Annotated in this window: 17 protein-coding genes; 9 read left to right on the forward strand and 8 right to left on the reverse strand. The window is 61.4% G+C overall.

What is annotated here, in order from left to right:
- On the forward strand, positions 1-1,155 hold the full coding sequence (locus NH234_RS12575; RefSeq protein ID WP_367256757.1) for an NnrS family protein: 1,155 nt from the start codon (positions 1-3) through the stop codon (positions 1,153-1,155).
- 5 nt (positions 1,156-1,160) lie between these two features.
- Here NH234_RS12575 and NH234_RS12580 read toward each other — a convergent pair whose 3' ends face one another.
- Together NH234_RS12580 and NH234_RS12585 are read right to left on the reverse strand one after the other, a co-directional pair.
- Positions 1,161-1,832 (reverse strand): class I SAM-dependent methyltransferase, encoded by a 672-nt coding sequence (locus NH234_RS12580; protein ID WP_367256758.1) that lies wholly within the window; start codon positions 1,830-1,832, stop codon positions 1,161-1,163.
- A gap of 38 nt (positions 1,833-1,870) precedes the next feature.
- Positions 1,871-3,019, reverse strand: a complete 1,149-nt coding sequence (locus NH234_RS12585; protein WP_367256760.1) for a GGDEF domain-containing protein — start codon at positions 3,017-3,019, stop codon at positions 1,871-1,873.
- 108 nt (positions 3,020-3,127) lie between these two features.
- On the opposite strand from NH234_RS12585, the gene NH234_RS12590 reads away from it, so the two are divergent.
- The gene (locus NH234_RS12590; protein WP_367256762.1) at positions 3,128-3,544 is read left to right on the forward strand and encodes a GFA family protein; all 417 of its coding nucleotides are present in this window, start codon (positions 3,128-3,130) and stop codon (positions 3,542-3,544) included.
- A 15-nt stretch (positions 3,545-3,559) separates the two neighbouring features.
- Here NH234_RS12590 and NH234_RS12595 read toward each other — a convergent pair whose 3' ends face one another.
- Entirely contained in the window at positions 3,560-4,390 is an 831-nt protein-coding gene (locus NH234_RS12595) for an alpha/beta hydrolase (RefSeq protein ID WP_085733085.1), read from the reverse strand.
- Between the two features lie 227 nt (positions 4,391-4,617).
- Between NH234_RS12595 and NH234_RS12600 the strand changes: the two genes are divergently transcribed.
- The 6 genes from NH234_RS12600 (at position 4,618) to NH234_RS12625 (ending at position 10,610) form a co-directional block, all read left to right on the forward strand.
- Positions 4,618-5,550 carry an acetoacetate decarboxylase gene (locus NH234_RS12600; RefSeq protein WP_367256764.1) on the forward strand — a complete coding sequence of 311 codons (933 nt, stop codon included), beginning with the start codon at positions 4,618-4,620 and terminating at the stop codon, positions 5,548-5,550.
- The gene (locus tag NH234_RS12605) at positions 5,547-6,230 is read left to right on the forward strand and encodes a type 1 glutamine amidotransferase domain-containing protein (protein WP_367256765.1); all 684 of its coding nucleotides are present in this window, start codon (positions 5,547-5,549) and stop codon (positions 6,228-6,230) included. Before NH234_RS12600 ends, NH234_RS12605 begins: the two co-directional genes overlap by 4 nt.
- A 136-nt stretch (positions 6,231-6,366) precedes the next feature.
- Positions 6,367-6,822: a (2Fe-2S)-binding protein gene (locus NH234_RS12610; protein ID WP_010459764.1), complete on the forward strand. Its 456-nt coding sequence runs from the start codon at positions 6,367-6,369 to the stop codon at positions 6,820-6,822.
- A 17-nt stretch (positions 6,823-6,839) separates the two neighbouring features.
- Positions 6,840-9,002, forward strand: coding sequence for a molybdopterin cofactor-binding domain-containing protein (locus NH234_RS12615; RefSeq protein WP_367256767.1), 2,163 nt, complete (start codon positions 6,840-6,842; stop codon positions 9,000-9,002).
- 1 nt (position 9,003) lies between these two features.
- The gene (locus NH234_RS12620; protein ID WP_367256769.1) at positions 9,004-9,582 is read left to right on the forward strand and encodes a hypothetical protein; all 579 of its coding nucleotides are present in this window, start codon (positions 9,004-9,006) and stop codon (positions 9,580-9,582) included.
- A gap of 62 nt (positions 9,583-9,644) precedes the next feature.
- The gene (locus tag NH234_RS12625; protein WP_085733081.1) at positions 9,645-10,610 is read left to right on the forward strand and encodes a sensor domain-containing diguanylate cyclase; all 966 of its coding nucleotides are present in this window, start codon (positions 9,645-9,647) and stop codon (positions 10,608-10,610) included.
- 3 nt (positions 10,611-10,613) lie between these two features.
- Here NH234_RS12625 and NH234_RS12630 read toward each other — a convergent pair whose 3' ends face one another.
- The gene (locus NH234_RS12630) at positions 10,614-11,039 is read right to left on the reverse strand and encodes a VOC family protein (protein ID WP_085733080.1); all 426 of its coding nucleotides are present in this window, start codon (positions 11,037-11,039) and stop codon (positions 10,614-10,616) included.
- Positions 11,040-11,153: 114 nt separating this feature from the next.
- On the opposite strand from NH234_RS12630, the gene NH234_RS12635 reads away from it, so the two are divergent.
- Positions 11,154-12,017: a LysR family transcriptional regulator gene (locus NH234_RS12635; RefSeq protein WP_367256771.1), complete on the forward strand. Its 864-nt coding sequence runs from the start codon at positions 11,154-11,156 to the stop codon at positions 12,015-12,017.
- 43 nt (positions 12,018-12,060) lie between these two features.
- Here the strand turns inward: NH234_RS12635 and fabI are convergent, their stop codons facing one another.
- From fabI to NH234_RS12655, 4 genes are read right to left on the reverse strand one after another with little or no spacing between them, the layout of a single operon-like run.
- Entirely contained in the window at positions 12,061-12,855 is a 795-nt protein-coding gene (fabI, locus tag NH234_RS12640; protein ID WP_085733078.1) for an enoyl-ACP reductase FabI, read from the reverse strand.
- A 19-nt stretch (positions 12,856-12,874) separates the two neighbouring features.
- Entirely contained in the window at positions 12,875-14,485 is a 1,611-nt protein-coding gene (locus tag NH234_RS12645; RefSeq protein WP_367256773.1) for an ABC transporter ATP-binding protein, read from the reverse strand.
- Position 14,486: 1 nt separating this feature from the next.
- Positions 14,487-15,506, reverse strand: a complete 1,020-nt coding sequence (locus NH234_RS12650; RefSeq protein WP_085698849.1) for an ABC transporter permease — start codon at positions 15,504-15,506, stop codon at positions 14,487-14,489.
- A gap of 1 nt (position 15,507) precedes the next feature.
- On the reverse strand, positions 15,508-16,581 hold the full coding sequence (locus NH234_RS12655) for a microcin C ABC transporter permease YejB (protein ID WP_367256774.1): 1,074 nt from the start codon (positions 16,579-16,581) through the stop codon (positions 15,508-15,510).
- Position 16,582: the final 1 nt, after the last annotated feature.

The raw sequence follows: 16,582 nt of genomic DNA on the forward strand, positions 1-16,582 counted from the left end.
ATGCGCGGACTCTCCGTAGCACCTGTGTTCAGCCTGGGATTTCGTCCGCTTTTTCTGGCCGGTGCCGGATTCGCTGCTCTGGCGATTCTGATCTGGGGGTTGTGGCTTTACGGCCACTGGTTCGGTCTGCAACCGGCGGGCGACATGCTCGCCTGGCATCGGCATGAAATGCCGTTTGGTTTTGCGGCGGCAATCGTTGCCGGATTCCTGTTGACTGCGGTGCCCAACTGGACCGGGATTCCCGGTGTGCGCGGCGGGGCGTTGATCGCTTTGGTGTCGGTCTGGCTGCTCGGGCGCGTGGCCTGGTGGATGCCGTTGCCCGTTGGATTGACCCTCGCGCTGCAATGGTTTTTTCTGCCGCTGCTGGCGGTGATGCTGGCGCGGGACCTGATTGCTGCGGGCAAACGCGACAATTACCCGATTGTGCTGGTGCTCGCGCTGATGGCCGGTTGTCAGGCGCTTACCTTGATTGGCCTGTTTAACGACGACACCGGTTTGCAAAGACAAGGCGTACTGGGTGCGTTGTGGCTGATTGCGGCACTGATGACCGTGATCGGCGGGCGGGTGATTCCGTTTTTCATTCAGCGCGGCTTGAACCGTCCACCCGCACCGGCCATCCATCCGTTGCCCACGCGGTTACTGTTGATTGGCAGTCTGCTGACGGCGATGACGTTTGCGGCAGGTCTCAACGATTCACCTCGGCTGTGGCTGGCCGCGCTGTTTGCGCTCACCGGCAGTTTGCAAGTACGGCGGCTGATCTGCTGGCACGATCGCGGGATGTGGCGAGTGCCGCTGCTCTGGTCGTTGTACCTGGCTTACGGCTGGATGGTGTTGGCGACTTGGGCCATGGCGACGTGGCATCTCGGACTGCTCGGCCAGCAAAGCCTGGCGACCCATGCGCTGGCGGTCGGCGGAGTGGGTGGGTTGATTATGGCGATGATCGCCCGGGTCAGCCTCGGCCACACCGGCCGCTTGTTGCAACCGCCGAAAGCCGTGGTGGTGGGGTTTGCCTTGGTGTTGATCGCGGCGGGTTGCCGGGTGTTGCTGGTGCCGTTTTCCAGCCTTGGCCTCGGCTTGTCTGTGGTGCTCTGGTGCGCGGGGTTCGCGCTGTTTTTACGGCATTACACCGCGATTCTGCTCAAGCCGAGGCTGTAGATTCTTTAGCCACGACGCTCGGCAATCATCAACAACGACTGCGGCACGGAGCTTTGCGGATGCTGCGGCTCGCGCAGACTGGTCAACTGAAACCCGGCCATGTCCAGCGCATTCAGCCAACTGGACAAGGTGCGGAAATACCACGGCATCGGCTGCCACTGGCCTTTGAACCCGTCGAAGGTTTCCTCCCGCCAGCCATCCTGATAATCACCCGCTGCCACCGACCATGGATGCAGCGTCTGTATCACCAGCGCGCCGCCGGGCACGAGCAGGGCGTTCATGGCAGCGAGCAGCGGGATGATGTCCTGATGCAGCAGGGAAAAGTTGGCGCAGATCAGGTCGTAATCGCAGCCGATGTCGACTTTCGCTTCCACCAGATCTTCATAGCTGGCGACGTGCACCGGCGCTGATCCTGCGGCTTGCGCTGCCTCGACCAGCGTGGCGTCACCATCCACGCCGACCGCTTCGATCCCGCGTTCAGCCAGCGCCCGCAACAGCCAGCCTTCGCCGCATCCCAGATCGAGCACGCGTTCAGGCTGGCGCCCCATCAGCGCCAACAGCATGGCTTGATCGGTGACCTGCTGGCGGCTTTCGATGACGCCGCTGCGGATGGCTTCGGTCCAGGCCCGGGCGTTATGGTGCCAGCTCTGGAGGAGGGTGGACTCAGGCGAGGACATGGCTAACTCCGACGTTACGGGATGCAGGCAAGGATAGGTCAGGTGTAGTCGGCCAGTTGAATCCGGTTGCGACCGCCGCGCTTGGATTCGTAGAGCGCGCTGTCACCCTGTTCGATCAACGCCGCGAGGCTGGCCGGTGGCTGATCGAACACCTTGGCGCCAATGCTCAAGGTGACGGCTTCAGGCGTGATGTAGGTCTGCGCAGTCATCTGCTGAAACTGCTCACGCAATTCGCTGCCCAGCACCATGATCTGTTCGTGGGAAGCATCGCCCAGCAACATGACGAATTCGTCACCGCCCAGCCTTGCCGCCAGCGCGCCCTGGGGCAGCTGCGAGCGGATCATTTCGCTGAGCGAAATCAGCAGGCGGTCGCCGGCGGTGTGGCCATACAGATCGTTGATCAGTTTGAAGTTGTCGATGTCGATCAGCAGCAGGGCGCCGGGGCGGGCGCTGGAGACTTCCCCGAGCAGGCGCGGCGCGCGGACTTCGAGGGCGCGGCGGTTGTACAGCGCGGTCAGCGGATCCCGGGCGGCCAGTTCGGCGATCTGTTTTTCCCGGCGGTAGCGCTCGGTGCCGGTCATCGACAGCGCGATCAGCATGATTGCCATCGCGCCTTCGACCAGGGAAATCTGGATGATCGTGCCGCGAAACGCCGCCAGGTCGATCAGCGTGCCCGGGAGCACCGCCGTAATCGCCTTGGCGAAATAAAACAGCCCGTGAATCAACAGCACATAACGCAGTTGCACGGCGCCAATGCTCAATGATTTACCGTGAGGGCGCAGCAGCAGACTGGCCCGCAGCATCAGCACGGCAACCAGCAGCGAGTTGGCCACCAGCATGATTTTCGACCACGAGGGATCTTCCGGTAACAGCAGCAACGCCAGCCACACAAGGAACATCAAGTACCAGGCTCGCGATAACGACCGCTGGGTAAACCGCGCGACGCCCAGCAGGAACAGCCAGTGCGCAACGACCAGCAAGCCGTTGGCGAACCAGATCCCGATCAGCGGATAACCGTTGGCTCGCAGCAGGGCAAGGCTCGAGCCGACGGTGATGGTGGCGAAACCGGCGCTCCAGAACAGCAATGAGGATTCGCGGATGCTGCGCCATTCGACCGCCAGGTAAAGGGCGGCCGCCACTGCCAGGGCGGTGGAAATGGTCAACATCGTAAGGGGGTCGAGCGCCATGAAAGGAGTGGTCTGTCTGAATGGTGGTAATGGGCCACGATTGTAAGCGTTCCCCCATTGCGCTGCTATTTTCACTCACCGGATATTCCATTTTGCGGGAGGTGTGCCATGGATCGACTGACCGGCGGTTGTCTGTGCGGCGCGGTGCGGATCGAAATGACGGGCCGACCCTGGCGGGTTGGCGTTTGCCATTGTCTTGATTGCCGCAAACATCACGGCGCACTGTTTGCGTCGGCGGCGATCTTTCCGGCGGACGCGGTGACCATTACTGGCGAAACCCGAGACTACGCCGGTCGGTTTTTCTGTCCGCGCTGTGGTTCATCGGTGTTCGGTCGCAGTGGCGATGAAGTCGAGGTCAGTCTGGGTGCGCTGGATGCGCCCGATCAATTGCAGCCGACTTACGAACTCTGGACGGTGCGTCGCGAATCGTGGTTGCCCGCGTTTCCATTGGCCAGACACTATGTGGGTAATCGCGAGGAGGCGGGGGAGAACCGAAGAGTAGCCGGGGGCAGGCAGGACACCTGACCCCGGCCAATAAAATCAGCCGCGAATGAAGGCCAGCAGATCCGCGTTGATCGTTGGCGCCTCGGTGGTCGGCATGCCGTGGGGGAAGCCCGGATAGATCTTCAGCGTGCTGTTCTTCAGCAGTTTCGCCGAGAGTACGCCGGCGTTTTCGTACGGCACGATCTGGTCGTCATCGCCGTGCATCACCAGCACCGGAATCGAAATACCTTTCAGGTCTTCGGTGAAATCCGTCTGCGAGAAAGCAACGATCCCGTCATAGTGCGCCTTGGCGCCACCCATCATGCCTTGGCGCCACCAGTTGAGCACGACGGGTTCCGAAGGCTTGGCCCCGGGCCGGTTGTACCCATAGAACGGGCCGGCCGGCACGTCGTGATAGAACTGCGAGCGATTGGCTGCCAGTTGTGCCTGAAGATCGTCGAACACCGACTTCGGCAAGCCGCCCGGATTGCTTTCGGTTTTCACCATCAGCGGCGGCACGGCGCTGATGATCGCGGCTTTTGACACCCGATCCTCGCCATGCCGGGCGATGTAATGAATGACTTCGCCGCCACCGGTGGAGTGGCCGACATGCACGGCTTTCTGCGTCCCCAGATGATTGACCACCGCCGCCACGTCATCGGCGTAGTGATCCATGTCGTGGCCGTCCCAGACCTGGCTCGAACGCCCGTGACCCCGTCGATCATGGGCCACGACCCGGAAGCCCTGAGCGAGGAAGAACAGCATCTGCGCATCCCAGTCGTCCGCGCTGAGCGGCCAGCCGTGGTGGAAATGGATCACCGGGGCATCTTTCGGGCCCCAGTCCTTGTAGAAGATTTCGACGCCGTCTTTCGTTGTGACATATCCCATGTTCGCGACTCCTGGAAAATGCGGAACGTGACCCCGAAGGGAGTGATGACAAGCGTTATCAACTCTAGGATTGAAGTGCACTTCAAGGTCAAGCAAGTTCCGAACGGTCATCGCTGGCGTGAATGATGGGCCATAGCCATTGTGCGCTTGACCTTAAAGTTTGGTTGAACCTTAGAGTCTTGCTCACCGGCCATCCGCCGGGTCAATCAGCGAGAAGGTCAGCGAACATGAACAAGCGCTTTACAGAGGTGGAATTCGGAACCCACAAGGTCGAAGTGTTGGAGGGCGGCTACTACGACCGATTCCGGATGAATCCCAACCTCGACGAAGTGGCCCGGGACAAGGCTGCAGGCAACATCGACTTCTTCCGGCGCATTCCCAAGCAGCAGGTCGCGTCGAGAGTCGGGCCGACCTGGGCGCCGAACTTCTATTACCGTTCCGGCAGCGTGCAGTTGCTGTTCCTGGCGCCGTTGGACCGTCTGCGCGCTACCTTGCCTGCGCCGCTTGAACCGCTGCGGGCATTTCCCGGTTATGGGCTGGTGGCGCTGACATTTTTCTCCTACTCGGTTTGCGACAACGACCCGTACGACGAAGTCTCCGTGGCGATCGTCGTGCGTCGCCCCGGCGCTCGTGGCTCCCACGCGCTGGAGCTGATGGACGCCATGCGCCGACGCAGCTTCACCGCCCATGTGCTGGCGCTGCCGGTGAACACCGAAATCGCCCGGGTGCGTGGCGTGCACGGCTATCAACTGCCCAAGTGGCGCGCCGACATCAACGTGACCATCGGCACCAGCGTGAGCGCCCGCATTGACGGGCCTAAGGGCCTGCCGGACCTGGTGCTGAAAGCGCCGCTGCCGACCCTGAAAAACGTCACACCGCAATCACGTATGAGCACCGCCACCATGATTCATCAGGTCGACGGTCTGTGGCATCAGAGCGTGGTGCAGAGCAACACACTATCCTTTGCCCAACACCTGTTTCCGCGCGATGTGCAGTTGGATCGCAATGGCGGCCCGCTGAGCCAGTTGCTCGACGGCCTCGGGGCTACGCGGATCCTGCGGCTGGACGTGATCAAGGACGCGCAGATCGTGCTGAACCTGCCGGTGCCGCTGACGGCTTTCGGTCAGGTCGACGTTACCCCAAGAGAGGCTGCCAAATGACCCGCCGTATCCTGCATGTCGTGACCAATGTCGCTCACTATGCCGACCCGACCGAACCCACCGGGCTGTGGCTGGGGGAATTGACCCATGCCTGGCAGGTGTTCGCGGAAAAAGGCTTCGAGCAGCGACTGCTCAGCCCCAAGGGCGGGCAAAGTCCGTTGGAGCCACGGGCGCTGAAGTGGCCGATGCTCGACCGCTCGGCCAAAGCCTGGCTGAACGATCCGGCGAGTATGGCGCTGCTGGCGAACACCGCCAGCCCGGAGCAGATCGACAGCGCGGATTACGACGCCATCTACTTCACCGGTGGCCATGCGGTGATGTGGGACTTTCCCGATGACCCCGGCCTGCAACGGCTGACCCGGGAGATCTTCGAGCGTGGCGGGATCGTTTCGTCGGTCTGTCATGGTTATTGCGGGTTGCTCAATACGCGGTTGTCGGACGGCAGCCTGCTGGTGGCGGGGCGCAAGGTCACCGGTTATTCGTGGATGGAAGAAGTGCTGGCCGGTGTCGCTAAAAAAGTGCCGTATGACTCGGAACAGCAGATGAAGGATCGCGGAGCGCGCTACGAAAAGGCGTTTTTGCCGTTCACCTCCAATGTGGTGACTGACGGCAAACTGGTGACCGGACAGAACCCGCAATCAGCCAAAGCCACGGCGCAACAAGTAGCCGCGATGCTGTGAAGCCATGACCGGTGGTCGCGGCGGCTGGTCGTCGGGGCAAAATGCGCTTAGCTGAAAGGGATAAGCCGAGGCGTGCACGGTATCGAATGCTGTCGCAACGCCCCTTCAGAACACCGTGAGTCTGAGGAAATCCCCGATGCTGACCTTGAACATCAATGGCAAGGATCAGGAGCTCGATGTCCCCGCGGACATGCCGTTGCTCTGGGTTCTGCGCGATGTCGCGCACCTGACCGGTACCAAGTTCGGTTGTGGCATGGCCCAGTGCGGGGCCTGCACCGTGCATGTCGATGGCGCACCGCTGCGTTCGTGCATCACGCCGGCCACCGCTGTAGCCCATGGCCAGAAAATCCTCACCATCGAAGGCCTTTCGACTGATGGTTCGCACCCGGTGCAACAGGCCTGGGCCGAGCTGGACGTGGTGCAGTGCGGCTACTGCCAGTCCGGGCAGATCATGTCCGCCGCCGCATTGCTGGCGAAAATCCCCAAACCCACCGACAGCGACATCGATCAGGCGCTCTCCGGCAACATCTGCCGTTGCGGCACCTACCCGAGAATCCGCGCAGCGGTCAAACGTGCCGCCGAAATCGGCTAGGCGAGGGGAGGAGAGTGATGAACAGTCCTGTATCCCGTCGCGGATTTCTTAAGGGCAGCGCCGTGCTTGGCGGTGGTCTGGTGGTGGCGTTCGTGGTGCCCGGCGGCAACCGGTTTGCCACAGCGGCGGAAAATGAAGGCAAGGCATTTGCGCCGAACGCGTTCCTGCGGATTGCGCCGGACAACAGCGTCACCGTGCTGCTCGGCCATTCGGAAATGGGCCAGGGCATCTGGACCGGCCTGACCATGTTGATCGCCGAAGAGCTGGATGCCGACTGGTCGAAGATCCGCGTCGAGCATTCGCCGGCCTCGTCTGCTGATTACGGCATGCCGGCGTTTGGCGGGATGCAGATCACCGGCGGTTCGACCTCGACCTGGATGGAGTTCGACCGTTACCGGCTCGCGGGTGCTACGGCGCGGCAGATGCTGATCGAGGCAGCGGCCAAGCGCTTCAACGTGGCCCCCTCGACGATCCGCACCGAATCCGGCGTGGTGATTGCCGGCGACAATCGCGCCACTTACGGCGAACTGGCGGACGCCGCCGGACAACTGCCGGTGCCGGATCCGAAGTCGATTACCTTCAAGGAAGCCAAGGACTGGAAAGTCATCGGCAAACCCACCAAACGCCTCGATACCCCGGAGAAAATCACCGGACGCGCCAAGTTCGGCATGGACGTGCAGTTCGACGGACTGATGACGGCGATGGTCGCGCGCGCCCCGGTGTTCGGTGCCACGGTGAAATCTTTCGAGGGTGCACAGGCACTGGCTGTTCCAGGCGTGCATAAAGTGGTGCAGGTGCCGACCGGAGTGGCGGTGATCGCCGATCATTACTGGGCGGCGAAACTGGGACGTGATGCGCTGAAGGTTGATTGGGATCTGGGGCCACACGCGGATCTCAGCAGCGAAAAACTGCTGGAGAGTTTTCGCAAACTCGCGGCCACACCGGGCATTTCCGCCAGTCATGCCGGCGATGCCAAGGGCAGCTTTGGCAAAGCAGCGAAGAAAATCGATGTCGAGTACAGCGTGCCTTATCTGGCTCATGCGCCGATGGAGCCGCTGAACTGCACGGTGAAAATCAGTGCCGACAAGTGCGAGATCTGGACCGGCACCCAGTTCCAGACGCTGGATCAGATGGTCGCCGGCAAAATTACCGGGCTTAAACCGGAGCAGGTCGAGATCCACACTGAATTTCTCGGTGGCGGTTTCGGTCGCCGGGCCAACCCGACGTCGGACTTTGTCGCCGAAGCGGTGCAAGTGGCCAAGGCTGCCGCGATGCCGGTGAAAACCGTGTGGTCGCGTGAGGACGATATTCGCGGCGGTTATTACCGCTCGATGTTCCTGCATCAGGCGAAGATCGGCCTCGGCCCCGACGGCATGCCGCAGGCGTGGCAGCATGTGCTGGTCGGGCAGTCGATCATGGCCGGCACCATGCTCGAGAAAACCATGGTCAAGAACGGCGTCGATCAGACCTCGGTCGAGGGTGTGGCGGACAGTCCATACATTCAGGGCCTGGCAGATCATCAGGTCGATCTGCATTCGCCGACCACCGGGATCAACGTGCTGTGGCTGCGCTCGGTGGGCCACAGCCACACGGCGTTTGTCATGGAATCGCTGATCGATGAAATGGCCACGGCAGCAGGCAAGGACCCGGTGGAGTACCGGCGAGCGCTGCTCAAGGAGCATGCCCGACACCTTGGCGTGTTGAATCTGGCGGTGGAGAAGGCCAACTGGAAAGCGCCGCTGCCGGACGGCCATGCGCTGGGCGTGGCGGTGCACGAGTCATTCGGCAGTTATGTGGCGCAGGTGGCCGAGGTGTCGCAGGACAATCTGAAGATTCGCGTACACCGGGTGGTGTGTGCGGTGGATTGCGGCATTGCGGTCAACCCGCAGAGCATCGCGGCACAGATGGAGTCGTGCATCACTTTCGGCCTGGGCATGGCGCTGCACAGCAAGCTGACGCTCAAGGACGGCCATGTCGTGCAGTCCAATTATCACGACTATCAAGTGTTGCGCCTCAATGAAATGCCGGTGGTCGAGGTGCACATCGTGCCGAGCACCGACAAGCCCGGCGGCATCGGCGAGGCCGGTGTGCCGCCGACCGCGCCGGCGGTGGCCAACGCGGTGTTCGCCCTGACCGGGCAGCGCCTGCGGGAACTGCCGCTGCAACTGTCGGGGGTGTGAGATGAAACGACATCTGTTGTTGGGCACGGTGATTCTGATTGGTCTTGGCGGTTACGCTTCGGATCTGTTCGCTGACGATCAGGAAGCCTTGAAGGCCTTTGGCACGGTACAGAAAGTGTTCCAGAGCCCGCGTTGCCAGAACTGCCACATCCCCGGCGATTCGCCGTTGCAGTTCGACTCCGGCACGCCCCATGCGATGAACGTGGTACGCGGCATGGACGGCAAGGGCGCCGCCGGTTTGCCTTGCGCCACCTGCCACGCCGAAACCAATCCGCCGGCCAGTTACGGCCCCCACGCGCCACCCGGTGCGCCACACTGGAGCCTGCCGCCGGCGTCGCACAAGATGGCCTGGATCGGCCTGCCGCCGGATCGCCTGTGCGCGATGATCAAGGACCGCAGCAGCAACGGCGACCGGGACTTTGCCGCGCTGATCAAGCACGTCAGCGAGGACAAACTGGTGCTCTGGGGCTGGAATCCCGGAGCAGGGCGGCAACCGGTGCCGGTGCCCCACGACATCTTCGTGAGTCAGTTCAAACTCTGGGCGGACGCTGGCGGGCCATGCCCGGTGGCCGGCGGATGAGCATTTGAGTCATCGCCGAATCGGTCTACGCTAAAGACCACTGATGGCAATGGAGTGTACTGATGCTGGTTCCAGGCAAACCCGCCAATGAGGCGGCTCGGGTTCAGGCGCTGTATGGATTGAACCTCCTCGATTCTGCTCCCGAAGAGCGCTTTGACCGCCTGACCCGTTTGGCCAGGCGCTTGTTCAATGTGCCAATCGCGTTGGTTACGCTGGTAGACAAGGAGCGGCAATGGTTCAAGTCCTGCGTGGGGCTGGACACTACCGAAACGCCGCGCTCGGTTTCATTCTGCGGCCACGCGATTCTCAAGGATGAACTCATGCTGGTGCCTGACGCCCGAGAGGATGAGCGTTTTCACGACAATCCGTTGGTGACCGGTAACCCGAATATCCGTTTCTACGCCGGTTATCCGCTGACCGTGCCCAACGGCAACAAGATGGGCACCTTGTGCCTGATCGACACCCAACCCCGCGAACTCGATGACGAAGAGCGCGATTTGCTGCGCGATCTCGCCGGTATGGCCGAGCAGGAACTGATGGCTGTGCAGATGGCGAGCATGGACGAGTTGACGCTGCTGTCCAACCGCCGGGGTTTCAAGATGCTGGCCCAGCATGCTCTGGACGCTTGCGCGCGATTGGACAAACCGGCGACGTTGCTGTTTTTCGACCTCAACGACTTCAAGCAGATCAACGACCTATATGGGCATGCCGAGGGTGACAGCGCGCTCAAAACCTTCGCCGATGTGTTGCGCATTGCCTTTCGCGAGAGCGACGTGGTGGGGCGCCTCGGAGGCGATGAGTTCGTGGCGTTGCTGACCGGTTCCAGCCATATCGAAACCAAGGCGATCATGGCGCGGCTCACGGAAATCCTTGAGGAGCGCAATGCCACGTTGCACCGGGGTTATGCGATTCGCTTCAGTGTCGGGCAGATCGAGTACGACCCACGGCGGCATGACACCGTGGATAAGCTGCTGGCGGATGCGGATGGGGCGATGTATGCGCACAAGCAGGCCCTGAAGCGAATCTGACACTTATTTGGCGAACAACTGCCCGATGTCCTTGAACGCCTTGAACTCCAGGGCGTTCCCGCACGGGTCGAACAAAAACATCGTCGCCTGTTCCCCCACCTGACCCTGAAAACGAATCCCCGGCTCAATCACAAACCGCGTACCCAACGATTTCAGGCGCTCGGCCAGTGCGTGCCATTCCTCCATCCCAAGCACCACGCCAAAGTGCGGCACCGGCACGTCGTGTCCGTCCACGGCGTTGGTGTGAGCCGCTTCCTGCGAGGCATTTTTCGGCGCCAGGTGAATCACCAGTTGATGGCCGAAGAAATTGAAGTCGACCCAGTGATCGCTGGAGCGACCCTCTTCGAGACCGAACACGTCACGGTAAAAATGCCGGGCGGCGGCGAGGTCGTACACCGGAATGGCCAGATGGAAAGGGCTGAGTGACATAGGCGCGGTCTCAATCAACGGTAGGGGGTGAACTGAGTCTAGCGCTGTGCATTTCGATTGAAAGACGATAGTTTTTGCGCCGAGCTCAAATTATTTCGATCAATCGAGGTATCCATGCTGCGTGAACTGAAAACCTTTCTAGCGGTGGCGCAGCACGGCACGTTTGCCGCGGCGGGCCTGCATGTCGGCCTGACGCAATCGGCGGTCAGTGCGCAGATCCGCAATCTGGAACAGGCCTTGGGCGTAAAACTGTTCGATCGCACCGGGCGGCAGGCGATTCTCAATCCGGCAGGGCAGCGCGCGGTGCCGATGGCGCAGGAAATGCTCGCCACCTTCAGTCGCATGGCAATCAGCGAAGACGCCAGCGAATTTCGCGGCGAGCTGAGAATCGGCGCCGTGGCCACCGCACAGACCGGGCTGTTGCCTCAGGCCCTGCTGCGTTTGCGCCAGCAGGCTCCGGGCGTGGAGCCAAAACTGGTGCCGGGGGTGTCGTTGAACCTGTTGAGCCAGGTGGATGCCGGGGAGGTCGATCTGGCGATCATGATCAAACCACCGTTCGACCTGCCCAAGGAGCTTTCGGCGCAAGTGATCCGGCGCGAGCCGTTTGTGCTGATCGTCCCACACGGCGTCGAGGGTGACGATCCGCTGAAACTGCTGGCTGAGCATCCTCACGTGCGCTATGACCGCAATTCGTTTGGCGGACGGCTGGTGACGCGGTTTCTGCGTGAGCAGCGAATAGACGTCCACGTAGCGCTGGAGCTGGATGAGCTGGAAGCGATCGTGAAGATGGTCGAGTGCGGGCTCGGGGTTTCGTTGCTGCCAAGAGCAGGATTGTGGCTGGAGCAGCCGTTGAATGTGAGGGTGATCGAGTTGGGTGATCTGACGTTTTATCGGGAGATGGTAATGTTGCAGCGCTACAGCCAGCGCAGCCAGCCGATTCAGCAGTTGTTCGCCCGTTGCCTGGAATTGCAGACATGAAAAAGCCCGCCAATAGGCGGGCTTTTTATCGGCAGCGCGAAGATTACTCTTCGATGTTGCCCATGGCGGTGGTGTTGAAGCCGCCGTCCACGTAGGTGATTTCACCGCTGATGCCGGACGCCAGGTCCGAGCACAGGAACGCGCCGACGTTGCCGACTTCTTCGATGGTGACGTTGCGACGCAGCGGGGTTTGCGCTTCGTTGGCGGCCAGCATCTTGCGGAAGCTCTTGATGCCGGAAGCGGCCAGTGTGCGGATCGGGCCGGCCGATACGCAGTTGACGCGAGTGCCTTCCGGGCCCAGGGAGCCGGCCAGGTAACGCACGCCGGCTTCCAGCGAAGCCTTGGCCATGCCCATCACGTTGTAGTTCGGCATGGTGCGCTCGGCACCCAGGTAGGACAGGGTCAGCAGGCTGCCGTTGCGGCCCTTCATCATTTCGCGACCGGCCTTGGCCAGGGCGACGAAGCTGTAGGCACTGATGTCGTGGGAGATACGGTAGCCTTCACGGGTGGTGACTTCGGTGAAGTCGCCGTCCAATTGGTCGCCCGGTGCGAAGCCGACGGAGTGCACGATGCAGTCCAGGCCGTCCCACTTCTTGCTCAGTTCTTCGAAGACCTTGGCGATTTCTTCATCGCTGGCCACGTCGCACGGGAAGCACAGCTCAGGGCTCGAGCCCCAGCCTTGTGCGAATTCTTCGACACGACCTTTCAGTTTGTCGTTCTGATAAGTGAAGGCAAGCTCAGCGCCCTCGCGATGCATGGCGGCAGCGATGCCGGATGCGATGGACAGCTTGCTGGCGACACCGACGATCAGTACGCGCTTACCGGCGAGAAAACCCATGTGTTGCTCCTCTTTCAGGTTATTGCGCAGTGGCTGGTGCCAGAAAAGCGGCTTCCAGCAACTGCTGTGTATACGGATGTTGGGGGGCGGCAAAGATACTTTGCGCGTCTCCCTGTTCGACCACTTGGCCATGCTTGACCACCATCAACTGGTGGCTCAGCGCTTTCACAACAGCCAGATCATGGCTGATGAACAAATACGTCAGGTTGTACTTGGCTTGCAGTGAACGCAACAGCTCCACCACTTGCCGCTGCACCGTCCGGTCGAGCGCCGAAGTCGGCTCGTCCAGCAGGATCAGCGCCGGCTTGAGCACCAAGGCCCGGGCAATGGCGATACGCTGCCGCTGCCCACCGGAAAATTCGTGGGGGTAGCGGTGCCGGGTTTCCGGATCCAGACCTACCTCCTTCAATGCCGCAATAATCGCCGCTTCCTGCTCGGCGGCGGTGCCCATCTTGTGGATCCGCAAGCCTTCGCCAACGATGTCATTCACACACATCCGCGGGCTCAGGCTGCCAAACGGGTCCTGAAACACCACCTGCATCTCCCGACGCAGCGGCCGGACTTCGCTTTGCGTCAGGCAGTCTAGCTGCTTGCCTTCAAAACGGATTGCACCTTTGCTACCGATGAGCCGCAAAATCGCCAGACCCAGGGTGGATTTGCCGGATCCGCTTTCTCCCACGATCCCCAGAGTCTGACCCTGAGGCAGGCTGAAATTGATGCTGTCCACTGCCTTGACGTGATCCACCGTGCGCTTGAGCAGGCCTTTCTTGATCGGAAACCAGACTTTCAAGTCCTCGACTTCAAGCAGCGGCGCCCCGATATTGTTGCTTGCCGGGCCTCCGCTGGGCTCCGCCGCCAGCAGCTCCCGAGTGTACGGATGCTGCGGAGAACGGAACAGCTCTGCGCACGATGCCTGTTCGACGATGCAACCGCGCTGCATGACACATACACGATGCGCAATTCTTCGCACCAGGTTCAAATCGTGACTGATCAGTAGCAACGCCATGCCTAATCGAGCCTGCAATTGCTTGAGCAGGTCGAGGATTTTCAGCTGAACGGTCACGTCCAGTGCAGTGGTCGGTTCGTCGGCGATCAGCAGTTCCGGCTCGTTGGCCAGGGCCATTGCGATCATCACCCGCTGGCGCTGGCCTCCGGACAACTCGTGGGGCAGGGCCTTGAGGCGCTTGTGCGGCTCGGGGATGCCGACCATCTCCAGCAGTTCCAGGGTGCGTTTGGTCGCAACCTTGCCGGTCAGGCCTTTGTGGATGCCCAGCACTTCGTTGATCTGCTTTTCGATGGAGTGCAGCGGATTGAGCGAGGTCATCGGCTCCTGAAAGATCATCGCGATCCGGTTGCCACGGATGTGGCGGATAGTCTTTTCGCTCAGTTTCAGCAGGTTTTGCCCGGAATAGGTGATGCTGCCGGCCGGATGCCGCGCCAGCGGGTAGGGCAGCAGGCGCAGGATCGAGTGCGCCGTCACCGACTTGCCCGAGCCGGACTCGCCGACCAAGGCCAGGGTTTCGCCACGCTTGATGTCGAAGCTGATGCCTTCGACCACCCGGTGTGCGCGATCGCCCGTGCCGAATTCGACGGCGAGGTCGCGGATTTCGATCAGATTGTCCTGATTCATTTCACTTCCTCGGGTCGAAGGCATCGCGAGCGGACTCGCCGATAAACACCAGCAGACTCAACATCAGCGCCAGCACCGCAAACGCGCTCATGCCCAGCCACGGTGCCTGCAGGTTGGATTTGCCCTGGGCCACCAGCTCACCCAGCGACGGGCTGCCGGCCGGCAAACCGAAGCCGAGGAAATCCAGTGCGGTGAGGGTGCCGATGGCGCCGGTCAGGATGAATGGCATGAAGGTCATGGTCGAGACCATGGCGTTGGGCAGGATGTGGCGGAACATGATCGCGCCGTTCTGCATCCCTAGCGCCCGGGCCGCGCGCACGTATTCGAGGTTGCGCCCGCGCAGGAACTCGGCGCGCACTACGTCCACCAGGCTCATCCACGAGAACAGCAGCATGATTCCCAGCAGCCACCAGAAATTCGGCTGGACGAAACTGGCGAGAATGATCAGCAGGTACAGCACCGGCAAACCCGACCAGATCTCCAGGAAGCGCTGGCCGGCCAGATCGACCCAGCCGCCGTAGAAACCCTGCAAGGCCCCGGCGATCACACCGATGATCGAGCTGAGCACTGTCAGCGTCAGGGCGAACAGCACGGAGATACGGAAGCCGTAGATCACCCGTGCCAATACATCGCGGCCCTGATCGTCAGTGCCCAGCAGGTTGTCCGCCGACGGCGGAGCAGGGGCCGGGACTTTCAGGTCGTAGTTGATGCTCTGGTAGCTGAACGGAATCGGCGCCCACAGCACCCACGCGTCCTTGGCCTTGAGCAGTTCGCGGATGTACGGGCTCTTGTAGTTTGCCTCCAGCGGGAATTCGCCGCCGAAGGTGGTTTCCGGGTAACGCTTGATCGCCGGGAAGTACCAGTTGTTGTCGTAGTGCACCACCAGCGGCTTGTCGTTGGCGATCAGTTCGGCGCCGAGGCTCAGGCCGAACAGGATCAAAAACAACCACAGCGACCACCAGCCACGCTTGTTGGCCTTGAACAGTTCGAAGCGCCGGCGGTTGAGAGGGGACAGGTTCATCTCAATGCTCCCGGCTGGCGAAGTCGATGCGTGGATCGACCAAGGTGTAGGTGAGGTCGCCGATCAGTTTCACCACCAGCCCCAGCAGGGTGAAGATGAACAGTGTGCCGAACACTACCGGGTAATCGCGGTTGATCGCCGCTTCGAAACTCATCAGGCCGAGGCCGTCGAGGGAGAAGATCACTTCCACCAGTAGGGAACCGGTGAAGAAGATGCCGATGAACGCCGACGGGAACCCGGCGATCACCAGCAGCATCGCGTTGCGAAACACATGGCCGTAGAGCACGCGATTGCGGGTCAGGCCTTTGGCCTTGGCGGTGACCACGTACTGTTTGTTGATTTCGTCGAGGAAGCTGTTTTTGGTCAGCAGAGTCATGGTCGCGAAGTTGCCGATCACCAGTGCGGTCACCGGCAGCGCCAGGTGCCAGAAGTAATCGAGAATCTTGCCGCCCAGGCTCAGTTCATCGAAGTTGTTCGACGTCAGGCCGCGTAAGGGAAACCAGTCCAGATAACTGCCGCCGGCAAACACCACGATCAGCAGAATCGCAAAGAGGAACGCCGGGATCGCATAACCGATGATGATCGCCGAACTGGTCCAGACGTCGAAATGGCTGCCGTGCCGCGTGGCCTTGGCGATCCCCAGCGGGATCGACACCAGGTACATGATCAGCGTGCTCCACAGCCCCAGCGAGATCGATACCGGCATCTTCTCCTTGATCAGGTCGATGACCTTGGCGTCGCGGAAGAAGCTGTCGCCGAAATCCAGCCGGGCATAGTTCTTGACCATGATCCACAGCCGTTCCGGCGCCGACTTGTCGAAACCGTACATTTGCTCGATTTCCTTGATCAACGCCGGGTCCAGACCTTGCGCGCCGCGATAGGCGGAACCGGCCACCGACACTTCGGCACCGCCGCCAGCGATACGGCTGGTGGCGCCTTCGAAGCCTTCGAGCTTGGCGATCATCTGCTCCACCGGACCGCCGGGCGCGGCCTGGATGATCACGAAATTGATTAGCAGAATGCCGAACAGGGTCGGGATGATCAGCAACAGTCGCCGAAAAATATACGCCAGCATC

Source organism: Pseudomonas sp. stari2 (assembly GCF_040760005.1).
In the GTDB taxonomy this organism is placed as follows: domain Bacteria; phylum Pseudomonadota; class Gammaproteobacteria; order Pseudomonadales; family Pseudomonadaceae; genus Aquipseudomonas.

Coding starts and splice junctions, on each gene's coding strand:
- NH234_RS12575 (WP_367256757.1), top strand. CDS start 1: ATGCGCGGACTCTCCGTAGCACCTGTGTTCAGCCTGGGATTTCGTCCG.
- NH234_RS12580 (WP_367256758.1), bottom strand. CDS start 1,832: ATGTCCTCGCCTGAGTCCACCCTCCTCCAGAGCTGGCACCATAACGCC.
- NH234_RS12585 (WP_367256760.1), bottom strand. CDS start 3,019: ATGGCGCTCGACCCCCTTACGATGTTGACCATTTCCACCGCCCTGGCA.
- NH234_RS12590 (WP_367256762.1), top strand. CDS start 3,128: ATGGATCGACTGACCGGCGGTTGTCTGTGCGGCGCGGTGCGGATCGAA.
- NH234_RS12595 (WP_085733085.1), bottom strand. CDS start 4,390: ATGGGATATGTCACAACGAAAGACGGCGTCGAAATCTTCTACAAGGAC.
- NH234_RS12600 (WP_367256764.1), top strand. CDS start 4,618: ATGAACAAGCGCTTTACAGAGGTGGAATTCGGAACCCACAAGGTCGAA.
- NH234_RS12605 (WP_367256765.1), top strand. CDS start 5,547: ATGACCCGCCGTATCCTGCATGTCGTGACCAATGTCGCTCACTATGCC.
- NH234_RS12610 (WP_010459764.1), top strand. CDS start 6,367: ATGCTGACCTTGAACATCAATGGCAAGGATCAGGAGCTCGATGTCCCC.
- NH234_RS12615 (WP_367256767.1), top strand. CDS start 6,840: ATGAACAGTCCTGTATCCCGTCGCGGATTTCTTAAGGGCAGCGCCGTG.
- NH234_RS12620 (WP_367256769.1), top strand. CDS start 9,004: ATGAAACGACATCTGTTGTTGGGCACGGTGATTCTGATTGGTCTTGGC.
- NH234_RS12625 (WP_085733081.1), top strand. CDS start 9,645: ATGCTGGTTCCAGGCAAACCCGCCAATGAGGCGGCTCGGGTTCAGGCG.
- NH234_RS12630 (WP_085733080.1), bottom strand. CDS start 11,039: ATGTCACTCAGCCCTTTCCATCTGGCCATTCCGGTGTACGACCTCGCC.
- NH234_RS12635 (WP_367256771.1), top strand. CDS start 11,154: ATGCTGCGTGAACTGAAAACCTTTCTAGCGGTGGCGCAGCACGGCACG.
- fabI (WP_085733078.1), bottom strand. CDS start 12,855: ATGGGTTTTCTCGCCGGTAAGCGCGTACTGATCGTCGGTGTCGCCAGC.
- NH234_RS12645 (WP_367256773.1), bottom strand. CDS start 14,485: ATGAATCAGGACAATCTGATCGAAATCCGCGACCTCGCCGTCGAATTC.
- NH234_RS12650 (WP_085698849.1), bottom strand. CDS start 15,506: ATGAACCTGTCCCCTCTCAACCGCCGGCGCTTCGAACTGTTCAAGGCC.
- NH234_RS12655 (WP_367256774.1), bottom strand. CDS start 16,581: ATGCTGGCGTATATTTTTCGGCGACTGTTGCTGATCATCCCGACCCTG.